The organism is Variovorax sp. ISS6, from assembly GCF_056523145.1.
In genome coordinates this window covers 2,002,691-2,016,278 of record NZ_JAWRZC010000002.1, presented here as the reverse complement: position 1 = coordinate 2,016,278, position 13,588 = coordinate 2,002,691, and the positions used below count along the sequence as shown (strand labels likewise).

The following is a 13,588-nucleotide window of genomic DNA, read 5'->3' as shown; positions in this document are numbered from 1 at the left end:
CAGGAGCACGCAATGACCCATCCGAACCGCGACAAGCCGAAGAACACGGCCGCGCATTTCCGCCAGCTTCACCACGCCGCCACGCCGCTGGTGCTGCCCAACGCCTGGGACGCGGTCTCGGCACGGCTCTTCGAGAGCGCCGGCGCCGCGGCCATCGCCACCACCAGCGCGGGCCTCGCCTGGTCGCTGGGCTGCGCGGATGGCCGGGAACTGCCGGTCGACGAAGCCGTGGGCGCGGTCGCCCGCATCGCGCGGGTGCTCACGGTGCCGCTGTCGGTCGACATCGAGAACGGCTATTCGGACGACCCGAAGGCCGTCGTCGAGTTCGTGCGGCGGCTGCTCGACCTCGGGGTGACCGGCATCAATATCGAGGACGGGCGCGACGCGCCGGAGACCCTGGCGGCCAAGATCGAGGCGATCAAGGCATTCCTGCACCGCACGAACACCGACCTGTTCGTGAACGCGCGCACCGACGTGATCCTCGCCGGGCTCGCGGAGCCCTCGCAGCGGGTGGAGGAAACGATCCGGCGCGCGGGGCTGTATGCGCAAGCCGGCGCCGACGGCCTGTTCGTGCCGGGCCTGCGCGAGCCGACCGAGATCGAGGACGTCGCCCTCGCCACGCGGCTGCCGCTGAACGTGATGGCCTGGGGCGGCCTGCCCGCGGCGGCCGAGCTGTCCAGGCTCGGCGTACGGCGCCTCAGCGCGGGCTCGGCCATACCGCAGTGGATCTGGGGACAGGCCGAGCGCGCCGCCAGGAGCTTCCTCGAGACCGGCCATTCGGATCCGCTCTCGGCCGGCGCGAAGCCGTTCGCGGAGATGCAGCAACTCTTCGCCGCGGCGCGCTGAAGGAAAAGCCATGGACAAACGATTGCTCGTGCTGGCGCTCGGCATGTTCGCGCTCGGCACCGACACCTTCGTGGTGGCCGGCATCCTGCCGCAACTGGCGCACGCCTTCGACGTCGACATCGCCGTGGCCGGCCAGTTGACGACGCTCTATGCGATCTCCTACGCGCTGCTGGCGCCGACCATTGCCGCCATCGCGGGCAACGTGCCGCGCAAGCGGCTGATGCTGGCGGGCCTGGGCATCTTCGTGCTCGCGAACCTCGCCACCGCGCTCGCGCCCACCTTCGCGCTCGCGCTGGCCTCGCGCGTGTTCGCCGGGCTGGGCGCGGCCATGTACTCGCCGACCGCGACCGGGACGGGCGCGAGCATCGTGGAACCGAACCGCCGCGGCCAGGCGATCGCCGTGATCGTGGCGGGCCTGACGGCGGCCACGGCGCTGGGCTCGCCGATCGGCACGGTGCTCGGCGGGCTCGGCGACTGGCGCTGGACGATGTACTTCGTCGCGGCCGTGGGGCTGGCGGCGGGCCTGGGCATCCTGGTACTGCTCGAGCGGGTGCCGCTGGCGCCGAGGATCGGCCTCATGGCACGCCTGGCGCCGCTGAAGGATTCGCGCATCGGCTGGACCCTCCTCACCACCTACCTGGGCATGGCGGGCAATTTCCTGGTCTACGTCTATTTCTCGGTGGTGTTCGATCGCGTGCTGGTCAACTCCCTCGTGTTCGGCGCGCTGCTGGTGGTCTGGGGCGCGAGCGGAACGCTCACCAACATCGCGCTGGCGCGCGTGCTGGACCGGACTTCTCCGACGACGGTCATGTTCGTGGTGCTCGTGGCGCAGGCGGTGGACATGGCCTTCCTGCCCTGGACCAGCGCTTCGCTATGGCCCGCCGTGGTGGCGGTCGCCATCTGGGGTGCGACGGGCTGGGGCATCCAGGGGCCGCAACAGTACCGGCTCGTCAACGTCGCGCCGGCCATCGCGCCGGTGCTGCTGGGCCTGAACACCGCGGCGACCTACCTCGGCGTCACGACGGCCGGCATCCTCGGCGCCGTGGGCATCCATCTGCTCGGCGCCCACTGCTTGAGCCTGTTGAGCGTGGGCGTCTTCATGCTGGCGATCTTCAGCTCGCACATGGCCGGGCGCCGGATCGCCGGCCACCGCGCGCAGGCGGCTTCGGGCGCCGCGCTGCCGGTGCGCTCATGAGGACGAGCGCGTCACGGGGGCGGCCGGCCGCTGCTTGTTCCGGGCCGACCTCGATGCCTCGCTGCGCGCCAGCCAGAGGCCGCTCGCGACGATCAGCGCGCCGCCGCCCAGCGTCCAGGCATCGGGCACGGCCTGCCAGAACAGCCAGTCGAGCAGCAGGGCCCAGGCCAGGGCGCTGTACTCGAAGGGCGCGATGGCGGCGGCCTGGCCGTGGCGAAACGCCTCGGCGATGGCCAGCTGTCCCAGGAAGCCGCTGAGGGCCAGGCCCGCGAGCATCCATGCGTGCTCGGCACGGATCGGCACCCATTGCGGCGCCGCCAGCAGGCTGCCGCCCACGGCCATGCCGACGGTGGTCCAGAACACCAGCGCGGCACTCGGTTCGGTGCGGCTGATGAGCCGGCCCAGCATGTTCGACAGCGCATAGCAGACCGCGGCCACCAGGATCGCGATCGCGCCCATCGAGAGGAAGGCGCCCTGCTCGGGCCGCAGCGCGATCACCACGCCCGCGAAGCCCAGCCCGATGGCGACCCAGTGCCGCGCGTGGATCGACTCACCCAGCATCGGCACGGCGATCAGCACCATCAGCAGCGGCGCGATGAAGGTCAGCGTGTAGGCCTCGGCCAGGCCCAGGGTCTTGAGGCCATGGACGAAGAGCATGAGCATCGCCATGTTCAGCACGGCGCGCAGCAGGTGCAGGCGCCAGCGCAGCCGGCGGTTGAAGACGCCGGCGGCCTCGCGGCGCCAGGCGACGTAGAGGCACACCAGCGGCAGGGCCGTCAGGCCGCGCAGCGCCATCACCTGCGCGGGCGGATAGTGGTCGGCCAGGGTCTTGAGCAGCGCGTCCATGCAGGCAAAGAAGGCGCAGGCCAGCAGCATCGCGGCGATGCCGCGCAGGGTTCCGGTCGATTGCATGGGTGGGTTGTCTCGCTCCTGCCGCATTCTGCCTGCCGGGGCAGGGCGCGCGGATCAAGGGCCCACCTTGAACCGCTCGGCGATGTAGGTGGCCGGCGGTTTGCCGAAGGCCTTCTTGAACATCGTGATGAAGGCGGACGGCGACTCGTACCCCAGGCCATAGGCCACCTGCTGCACGGTCGCGCCGCCCGACAGTTCGCGCAGCGCCACGATCATGTGCAGCTGGCGCCGCCAGCGGCCGAAGCTCAGGCCGGTCTGCGCCGTGCACAGCCGGGTCAGGGTGCGCTCGCTGGTGCCGGTCTCGGCGGCCCAGTCCTGCAGGGTCCGGCGGTCCGAAGGGTCGAGCGAGATGGCGCGCGAGATCCTGCGCAACCGCGCATCCTGCGGCATCGGCAGCGAGAAGTCCTCGTTCGGCATCGCGCCGAGCTGGTCGAGCACCACATGCGCGAACCGGTCCGTGGCGCTGCCGGGCTCGTAGGTCGGCGCCAGGCCGGCCAGGTGCTGGATCATCTCGCTCAGCATGGTGCTGATGGCCAGGGTGCAGCACCTGGTCGGCAATGCGCCCGCGCCCGGCGCGACGAACAGGTAGAAGATCAGCGCGTTCGCCGTGCCGTGGTTGCTGTGCGGCGTGCCGCCCGGAATCCATACGCCCGCCTGCGGCGGCACCATCCACAGCGCGCCCGGCACCTCGCACGACACGGCACCGCGCAGCGCGATGACGAGCTGCCCCATCTGGTGCTGATGGACCGGGATCTCGCGCGCACGCGCCTCGACGTCCACGCGAAGCGCCATGACGGGCACGGTGAGCGGGTAGTCCAGGCCTTCGGGGACGACCTCGGGGCGTTGCATGGTCTCCATGAGGGTTGCTGCGAACCGGCCATTCTCGCCCGCCGGCCGCGGGGCTCCGCACGGAAGGGACGCAGTCCGCGCCGTGGCCGAAAAGAGAAATCGTTCGGCCGGGATTGCAATTTCCGACACGCACGGCGCTGCCTAGCATCGACGCATGCAACGGATCCGCTTCTCTCGCCAGGAGATGCTCTTCTCCCTCAAGAGCTTCGCAGGCGCCATGCTCGCGCTCTACCTGGCCTGCCGCGCCGGCCTGCCGCGGCCCTTCTGGGCCTTCATGACCGCGTACATCGTGGCGCATCCGCTCGCGGGCCAGGTGCGCTCCAAGGCGCTCCATCGCTTCGTGGGGACCGTGCTCGGCTGCGCGGCCACCGTGGTGCTGGTCCCCGCGCTGTCGGCCGCGCCCGAGCTGCTGACCCTGGCGCTCGCGCTGTGGACCGGGCTATGCCTCTACCTCTCGCTGCTGGACCGCAGCGCGCGCTCCTATGTCTTCCTGCTCGCGGGCTACTCGGCCACGCTCATCGGCTTCCCGCTGGTGGAAGCGCCCGCGGCCATGTTCGACACGGCCGTGGCGCGGGTGCAGGAGATCGGACTCGGCATCCTGTGCGCCAGCCTGGTCCACGGTCTCGTGCTGCCGGCCAGCCTGGCGCCGTCGCTGCTGGCCCTGATGGACCGCGCGCTCGGCGACGCGCGCCGCTGGATGAACGACCTGCTCGGCGACGGGCACGCTGACGGCATGCGCATGGCCGCGGACCGCCAGCGGCTCGCGCTGGACATCACGCAGCTGCGCCTGCTGTCGACCCATGTGCCCTTCGACACCGGCAACCTGCGCTGGACCGCGGGCGCCATTCGCGCCATGCAGGACCGCCTCTCGGCGCTCGCGCCCACGCTGTCGGCGATCGAGGACCGGCTCGAGGCGTTGAAGGCCGCCGAGGGCGAGGTGCCGGAAGACATCGTCTCGGCGCTCGAGCGGCACGCGGGCTCGATGGCGCCGCCGGGAGCGGGGCAGCCGGCCGCGTCCATGGACGAAGCACGCGCCGCGTTCCAGGCCCTGGCGGATGGGCCGGCGGCGTCGCCCTGGATCCGCGCGCTGCGCATCGACCTCGCCGTGCGGCTCGAGGAACTGGTGTTCGAGTGGCGGGCCTGCGTCGGGCTGCGCGCCGACATCGACGCCGGCCTCGCCGGCGGCGCGATGCCGCCGCGGCGCAGCGCGGCACTCGGCCAGAAGGTGCTGCATCGGGACCGGGGCCTGGCACTGCGCTCGGCGGCGACGGCCGTGCTGGCCACCTGCGCATGCTGCGCGGCCTGGATCGCCACGGCATGGCCCTCGGGGTCGGCCGCGGCGATGTCGGCGGCCGTCTTCAGCAGCTTCTTCGCGACGATGGACGATCCGGTGCCCGCCATGCACAGGTTCGTCGTCGCCTTGCTGTGGTCCTTGCCGGTGTCGGTGTTCTGCGTGCTGGTGGTGATGCCGCTGGCGCGCGACTTCGGCATGCTGGCGCTGTGCATCGCGCCGTTCTTCCTGCTGGTCGGCTGCTACATCGCGCGGCCCGCCAGTTCGCTCGCGGCGCTGGGCCTGTTCTTCGGCGTGGCCGGCACGCTCGCCTTGCAGGACACCGCCAGCGCGGACCTGCCGACCCTGCTCAACTCGAACCTCGCGTTGATCCTGGGCGGGGTGGCCGCGGCGCGCCTCACCGCGCTGGTGCGCAGCGTGGGCAGCGACTGGAGCGCCCGGCGCCTACGGCGCGCGACCTCGCTCGACCTGGCCGAGCTCGCGGCCCGCCCGCGGGGCGCATCCGCGCGCGACGCCTATGCGGGCCGGATGCTGGACCGTATCGCGCTGCTCGCACCGCGCACGGCACCGGGCGCGGGCGAGGAAGCCCGGGCCCACGCGCGACTGGCGCTGCGCGAGCTGCGCACGGGTGCCGACATCGCGACCCTGCAACAGTGGCGCCGCTGCCTCCCCGCCGGAGCCCTCGGCCGCCTGCTCGCGGACTCGGCCCGGGTCTTTCGCGCCCGGGCCGCGGGAGCGCCGCGGCGCGATGAACCGCTGCTGCCGCAGATCGACCGCCTGCTGCTCGACGCGCTGCACGGCGGCGCCGCGCCGCCCGCCATCGCGGCCCTCGTGGGCCTTCGACGCAACCTCTTTCCGGCGGCCGACGGCACGCTCCACCCATGATCGAAACGAGTTTCCACGGCGTGTACCTGCCGGGCCTGATGCTGCTGGCCGGCGGCGCGCTGGCGTGTTCCTGGGCGCTGCGCCGCCTGCTGGCGCTGGCCGGCGTCTACCGCTGGGTGTGGCACCCGGCCCTGTTCGACCTGGCGGTGTACGTGCTGCTGCTTCATGCCCTGGCCCGTTTCACCGGCGCCTTCGCCACCTGATTTCCGCGCTTCGCATTCCATTGCCTTTTCATGAGACCTGACGCCATGTCCTTTCCTGCATGGGCCCGACCGGGCGCCCGCGCGCTCCTCACCCTGGCGGTCGTCGCCGCCGCCTGCGGCTCCGCCTGGCAACTGTGGGACCACTACGAGCTGGCCCCCTGGACCCGCAACGGACGCGTGCGCGCCGAGGTCGTGCAGGTCGCGCCCGACGTGTCCGGCCTGGTGACCGAGGTCGCGGTGCGCGACAACCAGTTCGTCGCCGCCGGCGCGCCGCTGTTCTCGCTGGACAAGGCCCGCTTCGAACTGGCCGTGCAGCAGGCCGAGGCGGCCGTCGCCGCGCAGGCCGTCGCGCTCGACAACCAGCGCATCCTCATCGCGCAGGCACGGCGCGAGAACGACCGCAACACGGGCCTGGCCGAGCTGGTCTCGCGGGAGCTTCGCGAGCAGTCGCGCCTGCGGCTGGACCAGGCGAACGGCACCCTGCGCGCGGCCGAGGTGGCGCTGCGCCAGGCGCAGGTCGCGCTGGACACCGCGCGGCTGAACCTGCGCCGCACGCAGGTGCATGCGCCCGCCGACGGCCTCGTGACCAACCTCGACCTGCGACAGGGCGCCTATGCGAGCGCCGGCCATCCGGTGATGGCGCTGGTGGACGCGGGGTCGGTCTACGTCGAAGGCTATTTCGAGGAGAACAAGCTGCCGCGCATCCACCTGGGCGACCGGGTGCGCGTGACGCCCATGGACGCCGGCGCGCTCGAAGGCAGCGTGGAGAGCATCGCGGCCGGCATCGCCGATCGCGATCGCAGCACCGGCGCCAACCTGCTTCCCAGCGTGAACCCGACCTTCAACTGGGTACGGCTCGCGCAGCGCGTGCCCGTGCGCGTGAAGCTGGACACGCTGCCGGCGGGCACGCGGCTGGTCACGGGCCAGACGGTCACGGTGCAGGTGCTCGGGGCCTCGGCGGCGCCAGAGACGGCCGCCGCCGCGCGCCGTGCGGAGCCGCGAGGATGACGCACCTTCACCGACACCTGGCCACCGTCGCGGCGGGCGCGCTGCTGGCCGGCTGTGCCCATTCGCCCATCGGCCCCGACTATGTCGCGCCGGCCGCGCTCTCGCCCGCGCAGGCGGCCTCCGCGGGGCCGTTCCTGTCGGCCGGCGGTAATGCGACGGACGCGGCGCTGCCGCCGAACTGGTGGCATCTCTACGAGGACCCGCAACTCGACGCACTGGTCGCCCGGGCCCTGGCGCACAACGCCGACCTGCGGCAGGCCATGGCCAGCCTCGAGCGCGACCAGGCGCTCGAAGCCGAGGTGCGCGGGCCGCAGCGGCCGACGCTGGCCCTGAACGGCGGCCCCGGCTTCGGCCATGTCTCGGGGCTCACGCTCGTGCAGAAGGACTACGAACCGCCGAGCCGCTTCACCTATGGCGTGGGCGCGAACCTGTCCTACCAGCTCGACCTGTTCGGCCAGTTGCGCCGCGCCATCGAGGCGGCCGAAGCCGGCAGCGGCGCGGCGCGGGCGGCCGTCGACCTGGTGCGCGTCAACGTCGCCGGCGGCACGGCCCGGGCCTATGCCGAGGCCTGCGCCACCGGCTTGCGTCTGCGCAGCGCCCGCGAATCGGTGCGGCTGCAGGAAGAGGCCGTGCAGCTCGCGCAACGGCTGCAGCAGGGCGGCAGGGTAGGGGCCATCGACACCGCGCGCGCACGCGGCCAGCTCGAACTGCTGCGCGCCTCGCTGCCGCCGCTACGGGCGCAGCGCCAGAACGCGCTGTACCGGCTGGCCACGCTGACCGGCGCGGCCCCGCGCGACTTCCCGGCCCAGGTGGCCGCATGCGACAGCCCGCCGCGCGTGGCGGGTCCGTTGCCCGTGGGCGATGGTGCAAGCCTGTTGCGTCGCCGGCCCGACGTGCGACAGGCCGAGCGCAGCCTCGCGGCCGCCACCGCCCGCATCGGCGTGGCGACGGCCGAGCTCTATCCCAAGGTCGTGCTCGGCCTGTCGGCCAGCTCGGCCGGCTTCATGGACCGGTTCGGCAACCGCGAGTCGTTCAGCTACAGCCTGGGGCCGCTGGTCAGCTGGACGCTGCCCACCAACGGCGTGGCCCGCGCGCGCATCGCGCAGGCCGAAGCCGCCACGCGGCAGGCCGCCGCGCGCTTCGATGCCACCGTGCTCACGGCGCTGCGCGAGGTCGAGAGCGCCCTCGAGTCCTACGCGCGCGAACTGGAGCGGCACGCCGCCCTCGCGGCCGCCCGCGACCAGAGCGCCGTCGTGGCGGCACAGGCGCGCACGCTCTACGTCAGCGGCAAGACCGCGCAACTCGATGCGCTCGATGCCATGCGCACGCTGGCGGCCAGCGAGGCGGCCCTCGCGGCATCGGAAGCCCGGCTCGCGGACGACCAGTTCGCCGTGTTCATGGCGCTCGGCGGCGGCTGGGAAGGCCAGGGGCGGGACCTGCTCGCCGGCGTGGCGCCATAGGCCATGGAAGACTTGCAGCAGCTCAGGGTCTTCGCCGAAGTCGTCGCCCGCAAGAGCTTCACGCGCGCGGGCATCGCATTGGGAATTTCCAAGGCCAGCGTCACCAAGATCGTGGCCCAGCTCGAGAAGGGCGTGGGCGTGCGGCTGCTGAACCGCTCGACGCGTTCGGTCACGCCGACCGACGCCGGGCAGACGCTCGCGCGGCGGCTGGCGCCTCTGTTCGGCCTGCTCCAGGAGCTGAGCACGGAACTGTCGGACTTCGCGGCGCATCCGCGCGGACGCCTGAGGGTCGCGGCGCCGCACGGCCTGTCGCTGAGCCTGCTGGGCTGGCAGATCGAGGACTTCATCACCGACCACCCCGACGTGCACGTGAGCATCCACCTGAGCAATCGCGACGACGACCTGGTGATGGGAGGCATCGATGTCGCCTTGCGCATCGGGCCCATCGAGGCCAGGGACGTCGTGGTGCGCAAGCTTCGGCCCGTGCCGCTGGTGCTCTGCGCATCGCCGCAATACTGGGCGCGCAAGGGCATGCCGTCGAAGCCCGAGGACCTGGCCCGGCACGAACTGCTGACCTTCTCGCTGTGGGACGCGTCGCCCCGGCTGCCCTTCCTGATCGATGGCAAGACGCACCACGTGCCCGTGCGCAGCCGCCTCGATGCGGACGATGCCGCGCCGCTGATCGCACTGGCGGTGAAAGGGCTCGGCGTCACCTGCGTGCCCGAGGTGCTGGCGCGCGCGCACCTGGGCTCGGGTGCATTGGTGCCCGTGCTGAAAGACGCGATGCCCCCGACGATCTGGCTGTATGCGACCTACGCGCATCGCAATCACAAGAGCGCGGCACTGCGGGCGTTCCTGGACTTCCTCACGTCGAGCGCCGGGGATCTCTCCGTGCGCTGATGCGGGCACCGGCGATCCGTCGAAGCTTGCCCTGAACCTGGGCTGGGCTGGCCTGGCTGGACGCTCTCACGTCGTGGCGCGCCGATTCGCACGGCCCCCTGCAAGGCACATGGATGGCGGCGTGATCGGAAAAGCGCCTACGAGCAGGGCATGTTCCTCGTTCCATAAAGTCGTTTCGGGGGCGCCAATGTTCGACTTCAGCCAGGAAAAGGTAGCGATGCGTCGAAAGATCCTCAACGAGCGGCAGCTTCGCGTGCTGGACAGCATGAGGCTGCTGGCGTCCTTCTGGCAGCGGCGCCTGCCCGCCGAATCGACCTCCCCCGACGAGATCGAACAGCTCCTCTCGCTGGAGGCTGCCGGCCTCGTGAAGGCACGCTTCGACCCGCCGCGCAGGGAGCGCACCGGCGAGCTCGTGATCGCACGCGCGGTCGTTCTCGAAGTCACGGCCGAAGGACTCTCCGCGCTGACGCACGCGCAGCGTCAGCAGCCGGGCATTCTCGGAGAAGCGCCAGGTCGCCGACCCGTTCGGTCGAGCCGGGCGCGCAAGCTGGAGGCGCGCGCGAACCCGCTCGACGCCTGCCGCACGAACGTCCGCGGGCCTCTCAGCGATTGAGCAGCACCATCGCCCTGATCGCGGGCCCGACCTGCGTGGTCAGCGTGTTCGCGTAGCTGGCCGTGGCGGGGTCGATGGTGCGGCGGTAGAGGTTGAGGGACCCCACGAGAAAGTTCACGCCGTCGCTCGAAGGGTCGAAGGCGGTGGCCACAGGATTGATCAGGCCGTGGATCGGGAAGGGCGTCCCCAGTGCGCCGGTGGCCATGTCGGTGATCGCCCGCGTGTATTGCAACTGGTTGGCCGTATCGACCAGGCTGAGCATGCGGCCCCTGCCGTCGATGGCCAGGGAGGTCGACCCATCCACTCCCAGGCCGGCCACCGTCAGGGCCGTCTGCGTCAGGGCGCCGGTCGACGCATGGATCGAGTAGGTCCGCAACATGCCATCCGTTCCGATGGCATAGAGGTAGGCGCCGGAAGGGTGGACCACGACCGATACCACGTCTGTTGTTGCTTGCCGGACCGGGTCATCCAGCGTGCCATCCGCGCGGATCGGCAGCGTCTGGATGCCCTGGCCGCTGGTGCCGACGAACACGAAGCGCCCCAGCGGATCCACCGCCAGCGGCAGCGGCAGCGGGGAGGTACCGCTGGCGCCCGAGAGGAATTTCTGCTGAAGAACGCCCGGTGCCGCGGGCGTGGCCGGGGGCACGGCATACGTGCTCAGCAGGCCGTCGCCGTTCGCGACGACATAGAGATAGTCGCCGCTGGGATGCATGCCCACCGCGACAGCTCCGCGGGCGCCCAAGGTTGCGGAGCTCATCGTATCGATGCCATCGCCTTGCCGGATGGCATACACCCGACCGCTGTCGCTCCCGCCGAACACGAGACGCCCCTTCGGATCGGCCGCGAACGACACGAAGGTGGCGGGCGCGATGGTCGATGCCTGTGCCGTCAGGTCGGCGGCGCTATAGCGCATGAGCATGGGAATGCTGGAGCCGAGCAAGGAGGACACGTAGACGCTGCGCGTCGCGGGAGTGGCGCAGGCCACGCTCACATCGTCGATGTCCGCCGCGGCGACCGTGCCATTGCCCCGGTCGACGGTGCAGAACTGGGTGTACATGCGCGGCTGGGATTTCACCGTCACGGCATACGTGCTCCCTTCGGCGACGGAGGTCGCGAACTGGCGCTTGCCATTGGCGCCGACGGCCAGGTCGTCGCCCGAATTGTTCTGCAGCACCAGGCCCTGTCCGTCGAGACCGCTCACCTTGACGTTCACCGCACGGGTGCGGGTGGCGCAGACCACCTGCACCGAAGCCACGTCGTCCGCGTCGATGGTGCCGCTGCCCTGCGCCACCGAGCACAGCTGGGTCGGTCCGCCGGGCTGCGTCTTCACGGTCACCGCATAGGCGGCGCCGCTGGCCACCGCGACCGGAAACACGAAGCTGCCGTTGGCCGCGACGGGCAGATCGTCCCCCGCATTGTTCTGCAGCACCAGGCCCGTGCCGGCCAGTCCGCCGACCGTGCCGCCCACCGTGTACGACTGCGTGGCGCACAGCACCTTCACCCCGGTGACCGCCGTATCGGCCACGGTGCCCGTGCCGCCGTTGACCGTGCAGACCTGGGAAGGTCCGCCGGGCTGGGACCGCACGCTCACCGCGTAGGTCGCGCCTTGCGCCAGCGCGGTGGAAAAGGTGAAGGCACCATCGGCCGACACCGCCAGCGTGTCGTCGTTGTTCGCCAGCACGAGCCCGTGGCCCTTCAATCCGGTGACCGTTCCCCCGATGGTGAGCGGCGGGGGCGGCTCCGGCACGGAAGGCTCCGTCGGCACCGAAGGCTCCGTCGGCGCGGAGGGCTCCGTCGGCGTCGTCGCGGGGCCGACAGGCGGCAGTGCGAACGCGCCGCCACCGCTGCCTGCACCGCCGCCACAAGCGGCCAGCAGCAGCACCAGCAGTGCGCAGCTGCGGCGTGCGACGGCCCGAAACGAGTCGGTGCTGCGGGTTGACGAAACAGGGGCGGGGATGGCGGCGGGCGTGTGCTGTTGCATGAAACGATGAGCCCGGTGGCGCGACGTGGCGATCGCGGGGCAGGGTCGGGAAAACGGGCATCCTAGGGAGCTCCGCCTCGAGAGCCAATCCCCGAGAACTGGTAAATCGAGGGCTGCGACTGCATCGTCTTTCGTCAGTTTGATTTGACATAACACTCATTGGATGATTTTCAGCTGGGCTAGAAAATCAATGGTTGATCCAATAGAAAGTCAGGCATATGATTCCCCAAGCCAACTCCCAGCCCGCCACCCGCCCGATGGACCTACACACGCCCCCCGACCAAGCCGCTTTCCGCCGCGAGGTCCGCCAGTTCATCGAGGAGCGGCTGCCCGCCGAGATCCGCGAACGCCTGCGCCTGGGCCACCCGCCGCGCAAGCAGGACACCGTCACGTGGCAGCGCATCCTCAACGAGAAAGGCTGGGCGGCGCCGCACTGGCCGCGTGAATACGGCGGCGCCGAGCTCGGACAGGCCGAGCGGCTGATCCTGCTCGACGAGCTGTTCCGCGCGCCCGCGCCGCTGCCGCAGGTGTTCAACGTGGGCATGCTCGGGCCGGTGCTGCTGAAGTTCGGCACCGAGGCGCAGAAGCGCTTCTTCATGCCCAAGCTCGCGAACCTCGACCTCTGGTTCTGCCAGGGCTTCTCCGAACCGGGTTCGGGCTCCGACCTGGCCTCGCTGCGCACTTCGGCCAGGCGGGAGGGCGAAGGCGAAGACGAACACTACGTCGTCGACGGCCAGAAGATCTGGACCACCACCGCGCACCTGGCCGACTGGGTGTTCGCGCTGGTGCGCACCGATGGCACGGGCAGCAAGCAGCACGGCATCTCCTTCCTGCTGATCGACCTGCGCAGCCCGGGCATCACGATCCGCCCGATCACCTCGATCGACGGCCAGCACCATCTCAACGAGGTCTTCTTCGATGCGGTGCGCGTGCCGGTCGGCAACCTCGTCGGCGAGGAAGGCCGCGGCTGGGACTGCGCCAAGTACCTGCTGATGAACGAGCGCACCGGCATCGCCAACGTGGGCCTGTGCCGCGAGCGGCTGGACTATGCGCGCGAGCTGGCCGGCCGCCTCACGCAGGCCGGCCGACCGCTGCTCGACAGCCCGCGGCTGCGCGCCGAGATGGCCGTGCTCGACGCCGAGATCCGCGCGCTCGAGGTCACGAACTGGCGCTTCCTGCTGTCGAACGACACGGCGCGGAAGAATCCGGGCTTCGCTTCCGTGCTCAAGCTCAAGGGCACCGAGCTGCAGCAGGAGATCGCGCAGCTGCTGCAGCGCATCGCCGGTCCCGCGGCGATGGAGCGCCGCGCGCACGACGGGCCCGGCGCCGAGCACTGGGCCGGGCCGCTCGCGATGCGCTACTTCTACAGCCGCGCCGCCAGCATCTACGGCGGCACGAGCGAAGTCCAGAAGGACATTCTTTCCAAGACGATCCTGGGATAGGCC

12 protein-coding genes are annotated in these 13,588 nt (G+C 71.2%); 9 read left to right on the top strand and 3 right to left on the bottom strand.

The annotated features are described in order from the left end of the window. Nucleotides 1-12: 12 nt before the first annotated feature. Nucleotides 13-846, top strand: a complete 834-nt coding sequence (locus tag AC1HIL_RS41070) for an isocitrate lyase/PEP mutase family protein (protein ID WP_479669267.1) — start codon at nucleotides 13-15, stop codon at nucleotides 844-846. Nucleotides 847-856: 10 nt separating this feature from the next. After that, the gene (locus AC1HIL_RS41065) at nucleotides 857-2,041 is read left to right on the top strand and encodes an MFS transporter (RefSeq protein ID WP_479669268.1); all 1,185 of its coding nucleotides are present in this window, start codon (nucleotides 857-859) and stop codon (nucleotides 2,039-2,041) included. On the opposite strand, the gene AC1HIL_RS41060 is transcribed toward AC1HIL_RS41065, so the two are convergent. After that, nucleotides 2,036-2,953 carry a DMT family transporter gene (locus AC1HIL_RS41060; RefSeq protein WP_479669269.1) on the bottom strand — a complete coding sequence of 306 codons (918 nt, stop codon included), beginning with the start codon at nucleotides 2,951-2,953 and terminating at the stop codon, nucleotides 2,036-2,038. The genes AC1HIL_RS41065 and AC1HIL_RS41060 overlap by 6 nt on opposite strands. Nucleotides 2,954-3,007: 54 nt before the next feature. Beyond that, nucleotides 3,008-3,802, bottom strand: coding sequence for a helix-turn-helix domain-containing protein (locus AC1HIL_RS41055; protein WP_479672820.1), 795 nt, complete (start codon nucleotides 3,800-3,802; stop codon nucleotides 3,008-3,010). Nucleotides 3,803-3,956: 154 nt separating this feature from the next. Here AC1HIL_RS41055 and AC1HIL_RS41050 point away from each other — a divergent pair, with 154 nt between their 5' ends. The 6 genes from AC1HIL_RS41050 to AC1HIL_RS41025 all read left to right on the top strand — a co-directional run bounded on the left by AC1HIL_RS41050 (nucleotide 3,957) and on the right by AC1HIL_RS41025 (nucleotide 10,162). After that, nucleotides 3,957-5,978 carry an FUSC family protein gene (locus tag AC1HIL_RS41050; protein ID WP_479669271.1) on the top strand — a complete coding sequence of 674 codons (2,022 nt, stop codon included), beginning with the start codon at nucleotides 3,957-3,959 and terminating at the stop codon, nucleotides 5,976-5,978. Beyond that, on the top strand, nucleotides 5,975-6,181 hold the full coding sequence (locus tag AC1HIL_RS41045; RefSeq protein WP_057594640.1) for a DUF1656 domain-containing protein: 207 nt from the start codon (nucleotides 5,975-5,977) through the stop codon (nucleotides 6,179-6,181). Before AC1HIL_RS41050 ends, AC1HIL_RS41045 begins: the two co-directional genes overlap by 4 nt. A gap of 45 nt (nucleotides 6,182-6,226) precedes the next feature. Next, nucleotides 6,227-7,189 (top strand): HlyD family secretion protein, encoded by a 963-nt coding sequence (locus tag AC1HIL_RS41040; RefSeq protein WP_296730144.1) that lies wholly within the window; start codon nucleotides 6,227-6,229, stop codon nucleotides 7,187-7,189. Further along, a complete protein-coding gene (locus AC1HIL_RS41035; protein WP_479669272.1) occupies nucleotides 7,186-8,649 on the top strand; it encodes an efflux transporter outer membrane subunit in 1,464 nt (487 codons plus the stop codon). Before AC1HIL_RS41040 ends, AC1HIL_RS41035 begins: the two co-directional genes overlap by 4 nt. A 3-nt stretch (nucleotides 8,650-8,652) precedes the next feature. Further along, nucleotides 8,653-9,549 carry a LysR family transcriptional regulator gene (locus AC1HIL_RS41030; protein WP_057594638.1) on the top strand — a complete coding sequence of 299 codons (897 nt, stop codon included), beginning with the start codon at nucleotides 8,653-8,655 and terminating at the stop codon, nucleotides 9,547-9,549. 187 nt (nucleotides 9,550-9,736) lie between these two features. Then, entirely contained in the window at nucleotides 9,737-10,162 is a 426-nt protein-coding gene (locus tag AC1HIL_RS41025) for a hypothetical protein (RefSeq protein ID WP_057594637.1), read from the top strand. On the opposite strand, the gene AC1HIL_RS41020 is transcribed toward AC1HIL_RS41025, so the two are convergent. After that, the gene (locus AC1HIL_RS41020) at nucleotides 10,152-12,143 is read right to left on the bottom strand and encodes a lactonase family protein (protein ID WP_479669273.1); all 1,992 of its coding nucleotides are present in this window, start codon (nucleotides 12,141-12,143) and stop codon (nucleotides 10,152-10,154) included. The genes AC1HIL_RS41025 and AC1HIL_RS41020 overlap by 11 nt on opposite strands. Nucleotides 12,144-12,400: 257 nt before the next feature. On the opposite strand from AC1HIL_RS41020, the gene AC1HIL_RS41015 reads away from it, so the two are divergent. Continuing rightward, nucleotides 12,401-13,585, top strand: coding sequence for an acyl-CoA dehydrogenase family protein (locus AC1HIL_RS41015; RefSeq protein ID WP_479669275.1), 1,185 nt, complete (start codon nucleotides 12,401-12,403; stop codon nucleotides 13,583-13,585). The last annotated feature ends 3 nt before the right edge of the window (nucleotides 13,586-13,588 follow it).

Coding starts and splice junctions, on each gene's coding strand:
- AC1HIL_RS41070 (WP_479669267.1), top strand. CDS start 13: ATGACCCATCCGAACCGCGACAAGCCGAAGAACACGGCCGCGCATTTC.
- AC1HIL_RS41065 (WP_479669268.1), top strand. CDS start 857: ATGGACAAACGATTGCTCGTGCTGGCGCTCGGCATGTTCGCGCTCGGC.
- AC1HIL_RS41060 (WP_479669269.1), bottom strand. CDS start 2,953: ATGCAATCGACCGGAACCCTGCGCGGCATCGCCGCGATGCTGCTGGCC.
- AC1HIL_RS41055 (WP_479672820.1), bottom strand. CDS start 3,802: ATGCAACGCCCCGAGGTCGTCCCCGAAGGCCTGGACTACCCGCTCACC.
- AC1HIL_RS41050 (WP_479669271.1), top strand. CDS start 3,957: ATGCAACGGATCCGCTTCTCTCGCCAGGAGATGCTCTTCTCCCTCAAG.
- AC1HIL_RS41045 (WP_057594640.1), top strand. CDS start 5,975: ATGATCGAAACGAGTTTCCACGGCGTGTACCTGCCGGGCCTGATGCTG.
- AC1HIL_RS41040 (WP_296730144.1), top strand. CDS start 6,227: ATGTCCTTTCCTGCATGGGCCCGACCGGGCGCCCGCGCGCTCCTCACC.
- AC1HIL_RS41035 (WP_479669272.1), top strand. CDS start 7,186: ATGACGCACCTTCACCGACACCTGGCCACCGTCGCGGCGGGCGCGCTG.
- AC1HIL_RS41030 (WP_057594638.1), top strand. CDS start 8,653: ATGGAAGACTTGCAGCAGCTCAGGGTCTTCGCCGAAGTCGTCGCCCGC.
- AC1HIL_RS41025 (WP_057594637.1), top strand. CDS start 9,737: ATGTTCGACTTCAGCCAGGAAAAGGTAGCGATGCGTCGAAAGATCCTC.
- AC1HIL_RS41020 (WP_479669273.1), bottom strand. CDS start 12,143: ATGCAACAGCACACGCCCGCCGCCATCCCCGCCCCTGTTTCGTCAACC.
- AC1HIL_RS41015 (WP_479669275.1), top strand. CDS start 12,401: ATGGACCTACACACGCCCCCCGACCAAGCCGCTTTCCGCCGCGAGGTC.